The following is a 17,258-nucleotide window of genomic DNA, read 5'->3' on the forward strand; positions in this document are numbered from 1 at the left end:
TTTGCGAAGCATAGCCATTTTCCGCCCGCCCTGTCAGCTGCTGCGGTGCAGCCGGATTAACTCTGGAGCGGTATTGAAAATTGCCCTAGAAATACTTTATCATACCGGAAGCAATTCTTCTATTATAAATAGATATAAATAGAAATAAAATGAACCGGAATGCCGCAGAAAAAGAGCAGAAGCAGAGAAACGATGCCTTATGCGTAAAGCTTTTTTTGATTTTCATATTTTTGTATTTGATTATATAAAAATTCCAATGTAAAGTAAAAAAATATTGCATTGAACCCGCTAATACACTATAATTAAAATACTTTTAAAAAGTAATAAACAATTTTGGGAGGGAAACAGGATGGCAAGTACGCTTACCGTTAAGGATATGAACCAGGAAATTGTGAGGGACTGCATGAAAGGGCTGGGACCCGTGAGCAAAAGCGGTCTCTCCCGGAAAACAGGCCTGAGCTTTCCCACAATCAGTAAAACCGTGGATCTTCTCTGTGAAACCGGAGAGGTGGAGGAAGCCGGAACGGAGAAATCAGGCGGCGGCAGATGTGCCGCACTGTACAGACTGAATCCGGTATTTTCCCTCTATCTGCTCCTTACGGTGGAAAACGATACAATCCACTGGTCGTTGAAGGATCTGGAGGGAAACAGCCTGAAAGAGGAAACCTCCGAAGAAAAATTCCCCATTCTTACTGCCATGGAAGCAAAAGTAGAAAGCATCCGAACACAGTTTCCCTGTCTGAAGGGGATTGTAATCGGAGCGGCGGGCATGGTTTCCGGAGGGAAGGTTGTTCTCACCGCAGGAGGAAGTGAACTGACAGGGGTAAACCTGCAGGAGCATTTTTCAAGGAAATTCGGAATTCCTGTAAGAGCGGTAAATGACATGAATGCTGTGGCGGCGGGCAGATGGAGCCTGGCCGGCCGAAGCGATGGCTGCTGTGTCTGTATTTATCTGGGCAAAAACGGCATGGGGGCCGGCATAGTAATCAATGGAAAGGTATGGCAGGGCGCCAGCGATTTTGCAGGGGAACTGGGCTTCCTGCCGGATATGCCCGGAAAGCTCAGGCCCGCAGACAAGAATTTTGCCCCGTCCCGCATGCTGGAAATATACTGTAAAATCATACAAATCTATGCCTCGGTGCTCAATCCGGAAAGAGTGGTGCTGTACAGAAACCCATTCCTGGACGGTGCGCTGGAGGAGCTGTACCGGGAATGTGAAAAAGTAATTCCCGAACACTCCATGCCCCTGCTGGAGATTTCAGACTCCTATGAAACAGACTACGAACAGGGCCTCATGGTAATTGCCAATATGCTGAAAGAAAGGGATATATATAGCCTATGAAAAAACATGTGATTTTTGATATCGACGGAACACTGCTCGACTCTGAGGAATCAGTGCTTCTTTCCCTGCAGGAAACAGTGCTGATGAAAAAAGGAAAACATATGGAAACGGAAGAACTGAAATTTGCGCTGGGGATTCCCAGTGAAGCCGCGCTTCGCAGACTGGGCTTCGCGGAGGAAGAACTTGCGGAAACCGTACAGTTCTGGGGAACTCTGACACCGTCCTATCATAAATATATGCGTATATTCCCGGGAATCCGTGAGACACTTACGGCGCTTAAGGAAAAAGAAATCCGCCTCGGAATCGTCACCTCCAGGAACCGGCCGGAATATGAAAAGGATTTTCTTCCGTTTGGGCTGGAGCCATTTTTTGATACCGTCATCTGTGCGGATGACACCATCCGCCACAAGCCGGACGGCGAACCTGTCAGGGAATATCTGCGCAGGCAGAAGGCACAGCCGGAAGAAGCTGTATATATTGGTGATACGGCCTATGATATGGCATGCGCCGCCGACGCAGGCGTGGAAAGCGCGCTGGCGCTGTGGGGCTGCGCTTCGCCCGAGCATATCAGAGCAGATTTTTATCTTGCGCATCCTGGAGAAATTCCATCCGTATTTGTGCGAAAGGAAGATCCCAGAAAGAACCGCAGATGGCTGAAATGGGCCATGGAACTGCAGTTCATCGCCCAGGCCGGCCTTACCTATTCAAAGGATCGCTTTGATCTGGAACGTTTTGGAAGAATACGCGAAATAGCGGCGGAAATCGTAAGCTGTAACACGGATTTATCCTTTGAACAGGTACATGATCTTTTCTGCCTGGAAAGCGGATACCAGACGCCCAAGCTTGACAGCCGGGCAGCCGTCATCAGGGATGGAAAAATTCTTCTTGTTCAGGAAATGACTGGCCGCTGGTCCATGCCCGGAGGCTGGGTGGATATGGATCAGACCATCCGTGAAAATACGGTAAAGGAGGCCAGGGAAGAGGCGGGCATGCTGGTCGCACCGGTAAAAATCGTAGCGGTGCAGGACCGGAACCGGCATAATCTGCCGCCTCACGCATATAATATCTGCAAGGTATTTATTCTTTGCGAACCCATAGAAGGAAAATTCGAAAGAAATATTGAAACCGTCCAAAGCGGCTGGTTCCCCCCTGACAGGCTTCCCCAAATGGATGCGGACAAAACAACGGAGGAACAGGTTGCCATGTGCTTTGCGGCAGCAGAAAATGAAAACTGGAAGGTGCTGTTTGATTAAAAGTATGCATAAGTACTATTTTTAAGTTATCGTAAAACCGCATTAGAATGGCAAAAGAAGCTTATATTTACGGGCATTTGGCTTTGACAAGACATTGCACCTATGGTAAACTTAAATGATAAAAAAAGTGGGTAATTATGCCTAATCAGGATTACGGTAGAGGTGGCACCTTGGATAAATATGAGTACAAAATACGGGCAGAGGAAATTAAGACACTGATCTCGCAGAAGAAGTATGTGGAAGCTGCGAAGGTCGCGGATACCATTGACTGGACAAGAGTGAAGAGCGTGATGATGCTCTGCACAGTCAGTGATCTTTATAAGGTAAACAGAAGATTTGACGATGCGAAGCTGCTTCTGGAAATGGCGAACGAACGCCACCCCGCAGGGAGAATGATTATTTATTCTCTCTGTGATCTTTCTATTAAGATGGGAGAAGTGGTACAGGCTATTGAGTATTATAAGGATTTTGTCCAGATAGCCCCCAATGACAGCGGCAGATATGTGCTCCAGTACAAGCTGTACGAAGCGCAGGACGTGGGGCTGGAGGAGCGGATTGCAGTCCTTGAGGAACTCAAAAAGAGGGATTACAGGGAAAAATGGGCCTATGAGCTGGCATACCTTTATCACAGGGTAGGGCTGGCAACTAAATGTGTGGAGGAATGCGACGAACTTATTCTCTGGTTCGGCGAAGGGAAATATGTAATTAAGGCCATGGAGCTGAAAATGCTTCATCAGCCCCTTTCACCGGCGCAGCAGCAGAAATTCGAAGCCTACATGATGCGTAAGCAGGGGCTGCGCGTCCCGGAACCGGAGGAGAAACAGAAGGGCCGGAACGCGGCTGCGAAGAACGGCGCGGCAGCTGAGGACGATATCCATGTAAAGCCCATGGACGTGGGGCAGTATAATACCATCAACCTTCAGAAAGAACTGGCCAAGAGCATGGAAGAACTCATGCTTAACGGAAAGCCCCCAGGCGAACCGGTTTCCCTTCAGGCATATAAGGAACAGCTGATCGCCCAGGAACAGGCCTACGCCGACCAGACCTTTGCGGATCAGTCCTATGATATTTCTTCCGATACAGGGGAGATGAATGAACAGAACTTCGCCGGACAGCAGTACGGCGGCGAACAGTATGAACAATATGAATATGAAGGGGGACGGCCGGAGGGAGTGCAGTATCCGGCCGAAGCGGCGCAGGGGTATCAGCAGGAGACTCCGGCGCAGGAATACCAGCCGGATGCCAATCAGTATAGTTATCAGCCGGAGGCATCCGCACAGGGATACATGCCTCAGAACAGTGTGCAGGAGCAGCCTGCGCCCTATACGGCGGAGGCACAGCCTGTTTATACTCAGGTTCAGCAGCCGGAGGTTTCGGCTGCGGACCGTTATGTAAGCAGTGAACCAAAAATGAACAGTTATTTATCCCAGGAATATGATGGTCAGATCGGTCTGGTTATGCCGGAAGAGCAGCAAATCGAAAGACAAATCACCGGACAGATGAATATTGAAGACATCATGAAGGAATGGGAGAAAATGAAGCATGAGAACGAGGAGAAGCGCCGTAAGCAGCTGCAGCAGCGGGTTATGGAGCAGACCGGTTCTCTTTTCCGTGACTTTGATGAGACTGCCAGAAAGGGTGTGCTGGAACGTCTCCAGAAGGAAGAAAGAATTCCCGTGGAGCGCAAACGTCATGCCGATACGAGTGTAATATCCGCACATACCAAGATATGGGCGGCTGAAGAAGTGGAAAACGCCATAAAGCGTGCCGGGGAAGCGGTTAGTGCGGTATTGGAGGGAAGTGTTCCCGTAAATGCAGTGCCTGCAGCAGGAGCCGGTGTACCATCAGCCGCAGTCACTGCGCCGGAGTCCGGCATGAAAGAGCTTTCGCCTGTTCAGGCTCCCATACAGCAGCAGCCTGGTGCAGGAGCCGCTGCAGTACCCCAGCCGGTGCAGCCGGCGCCGGAAGCGCGGGCCGTTCCGGAAGTGCAGTCCGTTCCGGAAGCCCAGGCTATTCCGGAAACCCAGTATCATCCGGCGCCTCAATCCTTACCTGAGTCTCAGCCGGCACAGACCGGGTCCTCCGCAGAAGTACATACGCAGCCGGAGGTTCAGCCTGCAGTAATGCCGGAGGAACAGGCGCAGCCAGTCCGTACTGACTATAATACACAGCCCGCTCAGCCATATTCTCAGCCTCAGCAGGAGACTGCGCCGCAGGCTCCCGCATATCCCGAACCGGAAACCTCATACGGGGCGGAGGAACGAAATGATTCCGCGGCATATGTACAGCAGCCCTATGAAGGAGCTGCAGCAGAGGAAGAGGCGGTTAACGAAGAGGAATATCCGGAGGAGGAAGTCAGCCAGGAAGAAGAAGAACGCCGGGAGGACGAACGCCTGGAACAGGAAATCCGTTCCATGAGCCGGGAAGAAAAACAGCTATTTGCCTCCTTTGTGCCCACGAAGGGCGCGATGAAGAGACTGGTCCGTGCGCTGGACAGGCTGAGCCTTGCCGCATATACGGGAAACCTGATTATTACCGGGGACCCGGGCTCAGACACGATGAGCCTGACGAAGAATATTGTCAGGGACTTCCGGGCAAAGGATCATAATTTCTCCGGAAAGCTTGCAAAAATAGACGGAGATGCCTTCAGCAAAAAGAATCCGGCAGAACTGATTGAAAAGCTGGCCGGAGGCGCCCTTGTCATAGACTCGGCAGGGGACATCGCCGATGAAAGCATGGGAAGCCTTCTGGATGCGCTGAACCAGGAGCGGACAGGCATCCTGGTAATTCTGGTAGATACGAAGAGAAATATAAAGAAACTGATTTCCGCCAATCCGGAAATGGAGTCCTTCTTTAATGCGAGATTTGACATCGAAGCGCTGGATAACGGTACGCTTGTAGCCTATGGCTGTCAGTACGCAAAAATGCATGAATACGCAATCGATGAGCTGGGAAGGCTGGCCCTTCATACCCGCATTGAAGATATGCAGACAAGCGATCATATCGTAACGGTAAACGACGTCAGGGATATTGTGGACGAAGCGATTGATCACGCCAACCGCAAGACGCCGAAGCATTTTATGGATGTACTGCTGGCAAAACGGTACGATGATGATGATATGATTATTCTGCATGAGGGGGATTTCATATAGAAAGAATCTAAGCCGCCTATGGCGGCGGAAGAGAGGTAGAGATGGCAGGTGTAGCAAAGACAAAAAAAGCACCGGAGGTTTTTATCTCCGAGGCCGATGAGTATCTGTTTGCACAGGGGACACATTATGACATCTACAAAAAACTGGGGGCCCATCCTTCCGTGGAGAACGGAAAGAAGGGAATGTTTTTTGCTGTCTGGGCGCCGCATGCGCTGCAGGTACATGTTTTCGGTACTTTCAACGGATGGGAGGAAACCCAATACCTAATGAAAAAAAAGGGGCCGGGAGGAATTTATGAGCTTTTCATTCCCGGAGTAGGCACGGGGGAGATGTATAAGTTTCTGATCACCGCGCCTGACGGCCGTAAGCTTTACAAAGCGGACCCGTTTGCCAACTATGCGGAAAAAAGGCCCGGCACAGCTTCCATTACCACGGATATTTCCCATTTCAAATGGACAGATTCCGTATGGATGGAGGAACGTGCGGGAAAGGATATGAACAGGGAACCTCTGGCTGTCTATGAATGTCATATCGGCTCCTGGATGAAGCATCCGGACGGGACGGAGGATGGTTTTTATAATTACAGGGAGTTTGCGGATCGTCTTGTCAGCTATCTTAAGGAAGTGAAATTTACCCATGTGGAGCTGATGGGTGTTGCAGAGCATCCCTTTGACGGTTCCTGGGGGTATCAGGTGACAGGATATTATGCGCCTACCTCCCGCTATGGGACGCCGGAGGATTTTGCATACCTGATTAATACCCTTCACCGCAATAAAATCGGTGTGATCCTTGACTGGGTGCCCGCGCATTTCCCCAAGGATGCCCACGGACTCGCGGAGTTTGACGGGGAACCGCTTTTTGAACATCCCGATCCAAGATTGGGAGAGCATCCTGACTGGGGCACCAAGATTTTCAACTATGGCAAAAACGAGGTAAAAAATTTCCTGATTGCCAATGCTCTTTTCTGGATTAAGGAATTCCATATTGACGGCCTGCGTGTGGATGCCGTGGCTTCCATGCTTTATCTGGACTATGGCAAAAAAGACGGCGAATGGGTGCCCAATAAATTCGGCGGCAACAAGAATCTGGAGGCCATAGAATTTTTCAAGCATTTTAACTCCGTCATCAGAGGGACCTTCCCCGGAGTTATGACAATTGCGGAGGAATCCACCGCATGGCCGCTCGTTACAGGGCCTATTGACAAAGGCGGCCTGGACTTCAGCTTTAAGTGGAATATGGGATGGATGCATGATTTCTGTGAGTACATGAAGCTGGATCCCTATTTCCGTAAAAATGATCATTACGCCATGACCTTTGCCATGAGCTACAACAGTTCGGAAAATTATATCCTTCCGCTGTCTCATGATGAGGTGGTGCATTTGAAATGCTCCATGGTAAATAAAATGCCCGGCCTGAGAGCTGATAAGTATGCGAACCTGAGAGCCGGATATGCGTATATGTTCGGGCACGAGGGGAAGAAGCTTCTGTTCATGGGACAGGAATTTGCCCAGGAAAGAGAATGGAGCGAGGCCAGGGAGCTTGACTGGTATATGCTCCAGGATGAACTCAACAGCGGCATGCTGGAATATGTAAAAACACTTCTGAACCTTTACCGTAAATATCCGTGCCTGCATGAAATCGACAATGACTGGAACGGCTTCGAATGGGTGAATGCGGACGATGCGGAACGCAGTACATACAGCTTTATCCGCAGATCCTCAGATGGCAAAAACAGCCTCCTTTTCGTGCTGAACATGACCCCTGTGGAAAGAAAAGACTACAGTGTGGGCGTGCCCAAAAAGAAGAGCTACAAGCTTATTCTGAACAGCGATGATAAAGCATTCGGCGGAAATGGGGCGGAGATACCTGCATCCATCCGGGCAACAGCGGAGCCATGCGACTATAAGCCCTACCGGATTACCTTTGACCTTCCTGCATCAAGCGCAGCAGTATTTATGTTCTGATAATTCAAAATAAAAGCACAGTCTTCCCAAAGGAGGCTGTGCTTTTAAATCAGGCAGAAGTCAAGGGGGAAAAACTCTGCCTGCATAAGCTTGCGGCGGCAGATCGAAAAGAGCCGGTGTTATCCGCTTACTGTCTGTTCTGAGGCCTTTAAGCTTGCCGCTTTCTGCAAAAGGTATTTGTATCTTTTCATGACTGCATTCTGTTCATAAATATAGCAGTCAATCAGATCGGGATCTGTAACATAATCAAAACCCGCGTAGGCATTTTCCAATTCACATCTTGTCTTCTGTATGTCCAGCATCAGACTTTCCTGATAGGTAAGGGGCCTGTCCGCTTTATTCACAGAGCCCTGGCTGAAATGGAATTTCATGAATCCTCCTCCTCTGCCTGATTTTGCCAATAAGTACTTTGTAAATAAGTATATACAGAAAAAAGGTAAAATATGCATGTTATATTTTCTTATTTTTCACATATGGTGTAGAAAGGACAGACCGATCTGTTTTGGAGGGATGAAATGTGAATAACCCTGCCGAAATACGTCGGGACCGGAGGATAAATGGAAAATATGAACGGAGCCTTGATGATAGGCATCGCTTTTGCGCTTGTACTTCTGATTGCAGCTATGCGCAGCAAAACGGAGCTGTTGATTAATTTTATTATGCGCGCCGTACTGGGGACGCTGGCAATTTATTTTATCAATATGTTTCTGCAGTCACAGGGCTTTGCCTGGCGTGTGGGAATCGGACCCTTCAGTATTATTGCGTCAGGACTGCTCGGGCTGCCGGGGGTGGCGCTGCTGTATGGGATCAATGTGGTTTCTATGCTGTAGGAGGTTTTTTGACACCTGGAAACTCAGTGTTTTCCAGGTGTTTTCGGCTTTTTTATTCTTTTTATTGTGACACCTTTGGAACATTTTAACAAAAATGATTTAATTTACGTAACCCTATTTACAAAATGGAAACCATGTTTTATACTTCATTTTACCAATCGGAAATATCTAATTTTCTTTTGCGGTATCTGTTTTCAGGCAGAACCGTGTATCAATTTCTGGCTGTTGAATCAGCATTTTCATTTTTCCATCATTTTTATTTTATTCAGGGGAACAACGGAGAGTGGAATTTTACTGCGTATTTTATGAAAATACCCTTTCCATGTGAACCGGGAGGTGTTATTGAAAAAGAATATTTTGGCAGTATGTGACAGAGAGCAGGAATTCGCCTGTCATCTCACGGATTATCTCAGCCTGCTGACGGCAAAGGACGGATTTCCCTTTGAAGTGCAGGTCTTTACCAGCCCGGACAAGCTGAAGCAATTCTGTAAAGACAGCCGCGTTTCCTTTCTGCTGATTACAGAATCCGTATATCGCTCGGAAACGGACTGGGAGGCGGATCAGATTCTGATACTTGAGGAATGCGGGGAGGGGCCGCCTGGCCTGGACACCGTGAACAAGTATCAGTCCATGGACAATATTGTCCGCAGAATTATGGAAATAGCCGCAGACAGAGGAATTCTTCCTCCGGCTACACGTTCTCAGAGGCTGGGGAACGTACAGCTCATCGGAATCTACACACCGGTAAGGCGGTGTCTCCAAACCACATTATCTTTCACTCTTGGGCAGCTTCTCGCCCGCAGACACAAAGTGCTTTATCTGAATTTTGAAAGCTATTCCGGGCTGGCGCGTATGCTGCAGCGGGAGTTTCGAACCGATTTGTCGGATCTGATTTATTTCCTGCATAACGGAGACGGCAGATTTCCTTACAGGCTGGAAGGAATGGTACAGAAGGTGAACGGACTTGACTTCATCCCCCCTGTTTTTTCCTGCATGGACTTGCAGAGAGTGGAAAAAGAGGAGTGGCTGCAGCTTTTTGAAGAACTGGAATTGACAGGAAGATATGAATATATTCTTCTTGATTTATCGGAAGCCATACAGGGGCTTTTCGATATCCTGAAGCTGTGTACCAGGGTTTATACCATTACCAGGGATGATGGTTTTGCCGCGGCAAAACAGGAGCAGTATGAAGAGCTGCTGCGCTGTCTTGACTGCGAGGAAATACTGGAAAAGACAAGGAAATGCAGACTGCCTCTGTTCCGTCAGCTGCCGGTCGGGTTGGAGAATATGACCCGGGGTGAACTGGCCGTACTGGTACAGGAACTGATAAGAGAGGACTGGAAGGAAGAATAGATGCGTCACGGTCATATGTATTTCAGACAGATAAATGACTGCAGGTTCGCACAGATAAGAGCAGGCAGAAGGGAGGGTACCAGCAGATGGAACAGGAAAAATATCTGGCAGTAAGGGATGGGATTAAGCGGGAGCTTCTTTCAGACATGGACTTTACCAGGGAGATGTCGGATGAAGAGATACAGGATGCCATAGCTGACCGGCTGCGGGCAAGAGAATTCGCCGGCAGGCTCAATGTATATGAACGGGCCAGGATGGGAAAGGAGCTGTTTTTCACCATTCGGGGTTTGGATGTGCTGCAGGAGCTGATTGAGGATGAACAGGTAACAGAGATAATGATCAACGGGATGGAAGGAATCTTTGTGGAGAGAGCAGGCAGGCTTTTTGCCTGGCCCTGCGGCTTTGAATCAGGAGAGAAGCTGCAGGATGTCATACAGCAGATCGTGGCAGGCTGCAACAGGGTGGTGAACGAAACCTCCCCAATCGTGGATGCCAGGCTGGAAAATGGTTCCCGGGTCAATGTGGTACTGGGTCCCATTGCTCTTAACGGGCCGGTGGTAACCATAAGACGTTTCCCGGAACAGCCTATTGGTATGAGAGAGCTGCTGGCAATCGGATCCATCAGCGAGGAAGCATGCAGCTTTCTGGAGAAGCTGGTAAAGGCCAGATACAATATTTTTATCAGCGGGGGCACAGGAAGCGGCAAGACCACATTCCTGAATGCACTGGCAGGTTTTATTCCTGCAGATGAACGGCTGATAACCATTGAAGACAGTGCGGAGCTGCAAATCCGGGGAATTCCCAATCTGGTCCGGATGGAAACAAGAAATGCCAATGTGGAAGGCTGCCAGCCTATTACTATCAGAGATCTAATTAAAACCTCTTTGAGGATGCGGCCGGATAGAATTATTGTCGGTGAGGTCAGAGGGGGAGAAGCGGTGGATCTGATTGCCAGCGCCCTGAACTGCGGACATGACGGATCGATGTCAACCGGCCATGCCAACAGCGCCCAGGATATGCTGATGCGGCTGGAAACCATGATGCTGATGGGAATGGAAATTCCGCTTCCCGCAATACGCAGGCAGATAGCTTCCGGCGTGGATATTATTGTACACCTGGGAAGGCTGCGTGACAAAACAAGAAAAGTGCTGCAGATAGCAGAGGTTACAGGCATTGAAGACGGGGAAATCCAGCTGTCTTCCCTGTTTTCCTTTGAGGAAGAGGGAGAGACGTCCGGCAGGGTACGGGGAAGACTGATAAGAAAGGAGAAGCTGCTGCATGAAGATAAACTTAAAATGGCGGGTTTTGGATCTGCATAACCGCAAAAAAGAAGAGAAGGAAAAGGAGCATGCGCCGGATTATCGGAAATATACCTTTTCAAGGAAGGAAATTTTTCTTTACGGCGCACAGGGAGTCGGTATCTCCGCATTGCTTGCATGGTTTTTCTATCATTCCTTCTGGGCTGTGCTGCCGCTGTCACCTCTGATTCTGTTAACATTTAAAGAAACGGAAAAAACGCTCATTCGCAGACAGAGACAGCGGCTGGCAGATCAATTCAAAGACACAATTTTGTCTGTCGCAGCAGGGCTGCAGGCAGGATACTCCATTGAAAATGCCTTCCTTGAAGCGGGAAAAGATATGGAACGTCTTTATGGTGATGACAGTCTGATGGCAAAAGAGCTTCGCTTTTTCAGGAAGGGACTCAGAAATCATGTGCCGCTGGAGCTTTTGCTGGCGGATTTGGGAATCAGAAGCGGAGAGCCGGATATTGAGGATTTTGCAGAGGTCTTTTCCATAGCAAAGAGAAGCGGAGGCAATCTGAATGATATTATACGCCGCAGCGCAGCCGTAACAGGGGAAAAGATTGAGGTTAAACAGGAAATTCAGACGCTGTTGTCATCCAGAAGATATGAACAGAAAATTATGAATATGGTACCGTTTTTAATCATGGCTTATCTGCAGCTGACTTCCAGAGGCTTCTTTGACTGTCTTTACTTTAACGCTGCCGGCATTCTTATTATGACCGGCTGTCTGGCGGTATATTTGGCCGCATTTTATTTATCCAGGAAAATAATAGAAATAGAGGTGTGACATATGTGGGTTATTTATGCAGGCATCATTGCAGGAATTATTGTGCTGCTTCTGATAAGCAGGAGTACTAAAGCGGATGCGGATGCCGATATGCCGGCGCCCTGCCGCCTGTTTCTGAAGCCCGCTGCATGGCTGGAGGAACGGCTGCTGAGGCTGAGGCAGCATCTGAAAATGGAAAAGGAACCGGCATCGAGGCTGCAGCTGAAGGAGGATATGGAAATCCTGTATCCCCGTGAAGCGAAGGAACGGCTGAAAAGCTACAATACGGGTAAGCTGAGTACCGTTCTGTTCCTCATATCCATAGGGGCTTTGCTGTCAATGGCATTTTACCTGTCCGCATTTATGAATAAGAAGTTGTCGGAGGATGGCTGGCTGCAGAGGAATTCCTATGGAAAAGGAAGTCTCCGGGTAGAATTGGAAGCGTGGGAGGGAAAAAAGAAGGAAGAACTTCAGCTGGAGGTCCAGGAGAGAGAATATACCAGTAAGCAGCTGGAAGAAATGCTTCCAGAGGTCAGGAAAGCTCTTGAAAATGAGGTGAGAGGTGATAATTCCACACTGAATGAGGTATCAAAAGACCTTAATTTTCCTTCCTCACTTCCTGGATACCCTTTTCAGATTACCTGGGAGTGCGGTAATTATGAGCTGATTCACAGTGACGGAAAGGTAACAACAAAGCAGCTTGGCGAAAAGGGAGAAATTACGGAGCTTCGGGCGGTCCTTACCTGCGGGGAGGAACAATGGGAAGAAATATTTGCCGTCAGAGTATGCCCTCCTGCACTCACAGAGGAGGAGCGGTTCCGAAAGCTTCTTGAAGAAACTGCGGTTAAGAGGGAAAAGGCATCCAGGCAGGAGGAAGGCTTTCTGCTTCCTGAAAGGGTGGAAATGCGGCAGATTTCCTGGAAGGAAAAAATTACGGATAACAGCATTCTTCTTTTTGCATTGTTTGTCGCTGCCGGGTGCATATTATATCGCCTTCAGGATCGGGATTTAAAGAAAAAACTGGAACAAAGAGAGGAACAGCTTCTGCTTTCCTATCCTGAGTTCATAAGTAAGCTGGCGCTTCTGATGGGAGCGGGGCTTCCCATCCGCTCCGCTTTTCAGAGAATGGCCGCGGATTATCAAAACAGAAAAACAAGAAATCAGGAGCTTATATACGTATACGAAGAACTCACCCTGGCCTGCCGGGAAATGGAGAGCGGAATAACGGAAGCACAGGCTTACGAACATTTTGGGCAGAGATGCCGCCTGACTCAGTACAGAAAATGTGCCGCGCTGCTTTCCCAGAATCTTAAAAAGGGAGCTTCGGGATTGCTGCAGGCTTTGCAGCAGGAGGCAGAACACGCTTTTGAAGAACGCAAAAGAAATGCGAGGGAACTGGGAGAAAAGGCGGGAACCAGACTGCTTCTTCCCATGATGCTGATGCTTGTGGTGGTAATGGTACTGATTATGGTGCCGGCATGCTTTTCCTTTGCGGGTATGTAGGAAATAAGGAATTATGAAAGGAGCTGTCTAAAAGACAGAATGGAGGAATAAATCTATGAAGAAAATTTATTTGCATGCTGTAAATGGTTTTGCGGAAATAAAATCACGAATCAGGAATGTCCTGAGCGGGGAAGAAGGTATGGGTACGGTTGAAGTAATTCTTATCATACTGGTTCTGATCGGACTTGTAATAATCTTTAAGAATCAGCTGACAAGCCTTGTGCAAACCATATTTTCGAAAATAACAAGTCAGGCCGGCAGTATATAGCCGGAAAGGGGAAAGCTGTGCGGAAAGGTTATATTACGGTTTATCTTTCCCTGGTTACGGGAATTCTTCTTTCCCTGCTGCTCACCGTCATAGAAGGTGTACGGATGCATACCATCCGTACACAAACGGAATGTGTGATGGATATGGCCATGGATTCGGCTCTGGCAGAATATCACCGGGAAATGCTGGAACAATATGAACTGTTTTTTATAGATATGTCCTATGGCGGCACCTCGCCGGCCTTTTCCAATACGGAGGAGCATATCAGGAATTATATGAACATGAATTTTCGTCCTTATGAGCTGTTTGAAATTCCGGTCGGGAAGGATCTGACAGGACTTTCTGCAGACGGAGTTGATTTGCAGCAGGCGGCAATTGCATCAGATGAAAAGGGAGCGGTACTGAAAAAGCAGGCGATTACGTATATGAAAGATAAATGGGGGCTGGGATTCCTGGAACAGGCGGCCGTAAATGCAGGATTGATACAGACGGGAGGTTTTCTGGGAACAGATGTGGAGCTGTGCAGAAATGAAACCGAAAAACAGGTAAAAGAAGCTATTTTAAATAAAGAAGAACAGGAAGCCGAGGACTGGGAAGGAAAAAATGTGGAGCTGCCCTCAGATGTGGTAAATGAAGCAAGAGGTGAGGGAATCCTGAAGCTGGCTGTTGAAAACAGCGCTTCCCTGTCCAGGGAATCTATTCCGAAGGCGGCGCTTTATACCGGGCGAAGCAATAAAATGGAAGGTACCGGGCTACCATCAGGAGTAGAACCGCCGTCAGGAGTCTCGGATACATGTCTGTTTCTGAAATATGTTATGGATAAATGCGGTTATTATAATCAGATAAAAGACGGCTCCTCATTTTCCTATCAGGTGGAGTATATCCTGCAGGGAAAGGGAAATGACCTGGATAATTTGCGCGGCATGGCGAATCAGATCCTGCTGGTTAGAGAAGCTGCCAATGTGGCTTATCTGTTCAGCGACGGACAGAAAAAATCAGAGGCCAGAGGAGCTGCATTGCTGATTACAGGGGTTTTGGGTATGCCTGAACTGGAAGAACCCGTTACCCAGCTGATCCTTTTTGCCTGGGGTTATGCGGAGAGCGTAAAGGACTTAAGAATGCTTTTTGATGGTGAAAAGGTGCCTATTATCAAGGACTCAGGAAGCTGGAATACACCTTTCAGCCAGCTTCTGACCTTTCGGGGACATTTATCTGAATATCCGAGGGGGCAGAAGGGACTTGGCTATGGAGATTATCTGCAGGCATTCCTGTTTCTGGAATCCCAGGAGAAGGTAACGGAAAGGCTGATGGATGTTATGGAAGCGGATATCAGACAGACAAAGGGAAACAGCTGTTTTCGGATAGATGGCTGTATGGATGCGATGACGGCAGAGGCCTCCGTATCAAGCGGATATGGATATCAGTATAGTATAAAAAGAGCATATGGATACGATTAAGAAGGGAAGGAGGTGAACAGGGATGCCCCTTTTGCACGGACGCAAAGCAATAAGTAACTGTAAACTAAAAACAACAAAAGTCATGCACTTCCGAACACAGCTTCCTCACACATCAAAAGAACTTCACACATTGCCATATCCCCAGATAAGTCCGGCAAGAGGGGTGTCCCCGTTCACCTCCTTCCCGGACAGGCAGAAAATGAAGGGCTCCATGACAGTGGAGGCATCTCTTGCTGTACCGTTGTTTCTGTTTTTTATAATGAACATATTATCCATCACCTTATTTTTTAACACCTTTGCGACGAATCTGGAGACACTTCATCAACAGGGCAGGCAGCTGTCTATGCTGGCTTATACTGTGGGAGCTGAGGATGAGATGATAAAACTTATCCGTCCGGCACGGGTAAAGCCGGTGGTTCCCATTCTGGCTTATCCGGGAACCACGATAGTAAGCTGTTGCTATATGAGGGCATGGACCGGCTATGATGTGGAGCGGAACGCAGGGGGATCTGAATCAGAGGAGTACGTATATATAACGGAAACCGGAACCGTTTATCACCGGGAAAGGAATTGTACGCATCTTACGCTGTCCATCGAACTGGCGGGAAAGGATGAGGTGGAACAGCTGCGTAATGAATCAGGAGCAAAATATTATCCATGCGAGAAGTGTGGAGGTGATGGCAGCGGGCTGGTTTATCTTACCAGAGAAGGAAACAGATATCATAATACAATTGAGTGCAGCGGACTGAAGAGAACCGTCAGATGTATTCCGTTATCGGAAGCCGGAGGAAGGCCGCCCTGTTCCAGATGCGGATAAAAAGGAGGACAATATGGCAGAAAACATGATATTATGCAGCTTTTTGGGAATCTGCAGCTGTTATGACTGTAAAAAAAGAACGATACCCGGATGGCTTTTATACACGGGCATTCTTCTGGGATTAATTTATGCGGCAATGTTGCTGATTATGGGACAATACAGCTGGTCTGCTATTCTGACCGGGGTACTTCCGGGAACCCTTATGCTTCTTCTGTGCCATATAACGGAAGGGAAACTGGGAAGCGCTGATGGTATGATGGTAATTCCCATTGGTTTGATGCATCAGTGGCAGAGGTGTACCGCAGAAGTGATTGGAGCATGTCTGCTTACCTTTTTTCTGGCAGCAGTATTGATAATAAGCAGAAAAGGCAACCGGAATACGCAGATCCCTTTTGCACCGTTTCTTTGTACAGCCGTGGTTTTGGTGTGGATAATTGAATTGTGTGCGGGAATAGGTGTGGATAACTGAAGTATCCGGAGGAACGGGGAAATTATATGACAAAAGGAAATTGGGAAAAAGATGGGTATATGACTCTGGAGGCCAGTTTTATCATGCCGATTACAGTAATTCTTATTACCGCGCTTATGTATCTTTCTTTCTACCTGTATACCGTAGCTTTTCTGAATCAGGCTGCTTATATTGCGGCATTCAGAGCCAGCTTGTGTGACGAGGGGAATGCGGAAGCCGAGGCGGCGGCAGCCAGGGAGCTGGATAAACTGCTTAAGGAAAGCGTACTTCCGATTAAAGGCCTGGAAAAACAAATCAATGTTTCTGCAGTTTCCGTCGGTGTTTCATTGCAGGCCAATCTTGCGCTTCCGGCGCCCGGGCTGCAGCTTATAAGCCAAAAGGAATGGGACATAACAGCAGAGAAGAAGGCGCTGATACGGGATGCCGCCGCTTTTATCCGGGCAGCCAGACGGATTGGTGATTTTATAGAATAATATGTAACAATTCAGGACAGCAGATATATTCAAGAAGATGTGCTGTCCGAATTGATACAATAATACAAAATGGCGGAAGGGAGAAGAAAAATGGTTAAGCCGGTTTACAAGAGAGAATTAAGTCACAGTTATCTGGTTATTGAAGGAATACCCAAAGAAAAGACGGACAGCTATCAGTATAGAATAGATTAGGAAAGTTCTAAGTCAGGGGCTCAAAATCAAGAGCTTGATATGAACTTCAAGCCCCTGATTTAGTACTTTCCTTTTGAACCAAGTCGCACATGCGGACCTCTTATGCCGTTTTAAT

The 17,258-nt window shown here is 48.1% G+C and carries 16 protein-coding genes; 14 read left to right on the top strand and 2 right to left on the bottom strand.

Translation table 11 applies throughout. The annotated features are described in order from the left end of the window. The first annotated feature begins 349 nt into the window (after window positions 1-349). From FYJ45_RS14480 to glgB, 4 genes are all read left to right on the top strand, one after another. Window positions 350-1,342 carry an ROK family protein gene (locus FYJ45_RS14480; protein ID WP_154465308.1) on the top strand — a complete coding sequence of 331 codons (993 nt, stop codon included), beginning with the start codon at window positions 350-352 and terminating at the stop codon, window positions 1,340-1,342. Continuing rightward, entirely contained in the window at window positions 1,339-2,595 is a 1,257-nt protein-coding gene (locus tag FYJ45_RS14485) for an NUDIX hydrolase (RefSeq protein ID WP_154465310.1), read from the top strand. The genes FYJ45_RS14480 and FYJ45_RS14485 overlap by 4 nt, the downstream gene beginning before the upstream one ends. 170 nt (window positions 2,596-2,765) lie before the next feature. Beyond that, a complete protein-coding gene (locus FYJ45_RS14490; protein WP_154465312.1) occupies window positions 2,766-5,747 on the top strand; it encodes a hypothetical protein in 2,982 nt (993 codons plus the stop codon). 41 nt (window positions 5,748-5,788) lie between these two features. Then, window positions 5,789-7,711 (top strand): 1,4-alpha-glucan branching protein GlgB, encoded by a 1,923-nt coding sequence (glgB, locus tag FYJ45_RS14495; RefSeq protein WP_154465314.1) that lies wholly within the window; start codon window positions 5,789-5,791, stop codon window positions 7,709-7,711. Between the two features lie 119 nt (window positions 7,712-7,830). On the opposite strand, the gene FYJ45_RS14500 is transcribed toward glgB, so the two are convergent. After that, window positions 7,831-8,082, bottom strand: a complete 252-nt coding sequence (locus FYJ45_RS14500; protein ID WP_025488087.1) for a DUF2508 family protein — start codon at window positions 8,080-8,082, stop codon at window positions 7,831-7,833. 186 nt (window positions 8,083-8,268) lie between these two features. Between FYJ45_RS14500 and FYJ45_RS14505 the strand changes: the two genes are divergently transcribed. The 7 genes from FYJ45_RS14505 (at window position 8,269) to FYJ45_RS14535 (ending at window position 15,192) form a co-directional block, all read left to right on the top strand. Next, on the top strand, window positions 8,269-8,541 hold the full coding sequence (locus FYJ45_RS14505) for a pro-sigmaK processing inhibitor BofA family protein (protein ID WP_235930816.1): 273 nt from the start codon (window positions 8,269-8,271) through the stop codon (window positions 8,539-8,541). 342 nt (window positions 8,542-8,883) lie between these two features. Beyond that, window positions 8,884-9,894 carry a P-loop NTPase family protein gene (locus FYJ45_RS14510; RefSeq protein WP_154465316.1) on the top strand — a complete coding sequence of 337 codons (1,011 nt, stop codon included), beginning with the start codon at window positions 8,884-8,886 and terminating at the stop codon, window positions 9,892-9,894. Window positions 9,895-9,980: 86 nt separating this feature from the next. Continuing rightward, window positions 9,981-11,213 carry a CpaF family protein gene (locus tag FYJ45_RS14515; protein ID WP_154465318.1) on the top strand — a complete coding sequence of 411 codons (1,233 nt, stop codon included), beginning with the start codon at window positions 9,981-9,983 and terminating at the stop codon, window positions 11,211-11,213. After that, on the top strand, window positions 11,173-11,985 hold the full coding sequence (locus FYJ45_RS14520; RefSeq protein WP_154465320.1) for a type II secretion system F family protein: 813 nt from the start codon (window positions 11,173-11,175) through the stop codon (window positions 11,983-11,985). Before FYJ45_RS14515 ends, FYJ45_RS14520 begins: the two co-directional genes overlap by 41 nt. A 3-nt stretch (window positions 11,986-11,988) precedes the next feature. Further along, window positions 11,989-13,467: a type II secretion system F family protein gene (locus FYJ45_RS14525; RefSeq protein WP_154465322.1), complete on the top strand. Its 1,479-nt coding sequence runs from the start codon at window positions 11,989-11,991 to the stop codon at window positions 13,465-13,467. 55 nt (window positions 13,468-13,522) lie between these two features. Next, window positions 13,523-13,735 (top strand): Flp1 family type IVb pilin, encoded by a 213-nt coding sequence (locus FYJ45_RS14530; protein WP_021635561.1) that lies wholly within the window; start codon window positions 13,523-13,525, stop codon window positions 13,733-13,735. A 17-nt stretch (window positions 13,736-13,752) separates the two neighbouring features. Then, the gene (locus tag FYJ45_RS14535; RefSeq protein WP_154465324.1) at window positions 13,753-15,192 is read left to right on the top strand and encodes a DUF5702 domain-containing protein; all 1,440 of its coding nucleotides are present in this window, start codon (window positions 13,753-13,755) and stop codon (window positions 15,190-15,192) included. Window positions 15,193-15,315: 123 nt separating this feature from the next. Here FYJ45_RS14535 and FYJ45_RS14540 read toward each other — a convergent pair whose 3' ends face one another. Next, entirely contained in the window at window positions 15,316-15,459 is a 144-nt protein-coding gene (locus tag FYJ45_RS14540) for a hypothetical protein (protein WP_154465326.1), read from the bottom strand. A 76-nt stretch (window positions 15,460-15,535) separates the two neighbouring features. On the opposite strand from FYJ45_RS14540, the gene FYJ45_RS14545 reads away from it, so the two are divergent. From FYJ45_RS14545 to FYJ45_RS14555, 3 genes are read left to right on the top strand one after another with little or no spacing between them, the layout of a single operon-like run. Continuing rightward, on the top strand, window positions 15,536-16,009 hold the full coding sequence (locus FYJ45_RS14545; protein WP_154465328.1) for a hypothetical protein: 474 nt from the start codon (window positions 15,536-15,538) through the stop codon (window positions 16,007-16,009). Between the two features lie 13 nt (window positions 16,010-16,022). Further along, window positions 16,023-16,478, top strand: a complete 456-nt coding sequence (locus FYJ45_RS14550; RefSeq protein ID WP_154465330.1) for a prepilin peptidase — start codon at window positions 16,023-16,025, stop codon at window positions 16,476-16,478. 26 nt (window positions 16,479-16,504) lie between these two features. Then, a complete protein-coding gene (locus FYJ45_RS14555; RefSeq protein WP_154465332.1) occupies window positions 16,505-16,951 on the top strand; it encodes a TadE family protein in 447 nt (148 codons plus the stop codon). Window positions 16,952-17,258: the final 307 nt, after the last annotated feature.

The organism is Eisenbergiella porci (genome assembly GCF_009696275.1).
Taxonomy (GTDB): Bacteria; Bacillota; Clostridia; order Lachnospirales; family Lachnospiraceae; genus Eisenbergiella; species Eisenbergiella porci.

What these genes read in the sequence shown, in the direction of transcription:
- FYJ45_RS14545 (WP_154465328.1), top strand. Translation starts at nt 15,536, where the DNA reads ATGCTGGCTTATACTGTGGGAGCTGAGGATGAGATGATAAAACTTATC.
- FYJ45_RS14485 (WP_154465310.1), top strand. Translation starts at nt 1,339, where the DNA reads ATGAAAAAACATGTGATTTTTGATATCGACGGAACACTGCTCGACTCT.
- FYJ45_RS14525 (WP_154465322.1), top strand. Translation starts at nt 11,989, where the DNA reads ATGTGGGTTATTTATGCAGGCATCATTGCAGGAATTATTGTGCTGCTT.
- FYJ45_RS14500 (WP_025488087.1), bottom strand. Translation starts at nt 8,082, where the DNA reads ATGAAATTCCATTTCAGCCAGGGCTCTGTGAATAAAGCGGACAGGCCC.
- FYJ45_RS14540 (WP_154465326.1), bottom strand. Translation starts at nt 15,459, where the DNA reads ATGTTCATTATAAAAAACAGAAACAACGGTACAGCAAGAGATGCCTCC.
- FYJ45_RS14505 (WP_235930816.1), top strand. Translation starts at nt 8,269, where the DNA reads ATGGAAAATATGAACGGAGCCTTGATGATAGGCATCGCTTTTGCGCTT.
- glgB (WP_154465314.1), top strand. Translation starts at nt 5,789, where the DNA reads ATGGCAGGTGTAGCAAAGACAAAAAAAGCACCGGAGGTTTTTATCTCC.
- FYJ45_RS14515 (WP_154465318.1), top strand. Translation starts at nt 9,981, where the DNA reads ATGGAACAGGAAAAATATCTGGCAGTAAGGGATGGGATTAAGCGGGAG.
- FYJ45_RS14555 (WP_154465332.1), top strand. Translation starts at nt 16,505, where the DNA reads ATGACAAAAGGAAATTGGGAAAAAGATGGGTATATGACTCTGGAGGCC.
- FYJ45_RS14520 (WP_154465320.1), top strand. Translation starts at nt 11,173, where the DNA reads ATGAAGATAAACTTAAAATGGCGGGTTTTGGATCTGCATAACCGCAAA.
- FYJ45_RS14530 (WP_021635561.1), top strand. Translation starts at nt 13,523, where the DNA reads ATGAAGAAAATTTATTTGCATGCTGTAAATGGTTTTGCGGAAATAAAA.
- FYJ45_RS14550 (WP_154465330.1), top strand. Translation starts at nt 16,023, where the DNA reads ATGGCAGAAAACATGATATTATGCAGCTTTTTGGGAATCTGCAGCTGT.
- FYJ45_RS14480 (WP_154465308.1), top strand. Translation starts at nt 350, where the DNA reads ATGGCAAGTACGCTTACCGTTAAGGATATGAACCAGGAAATTGTGAGG.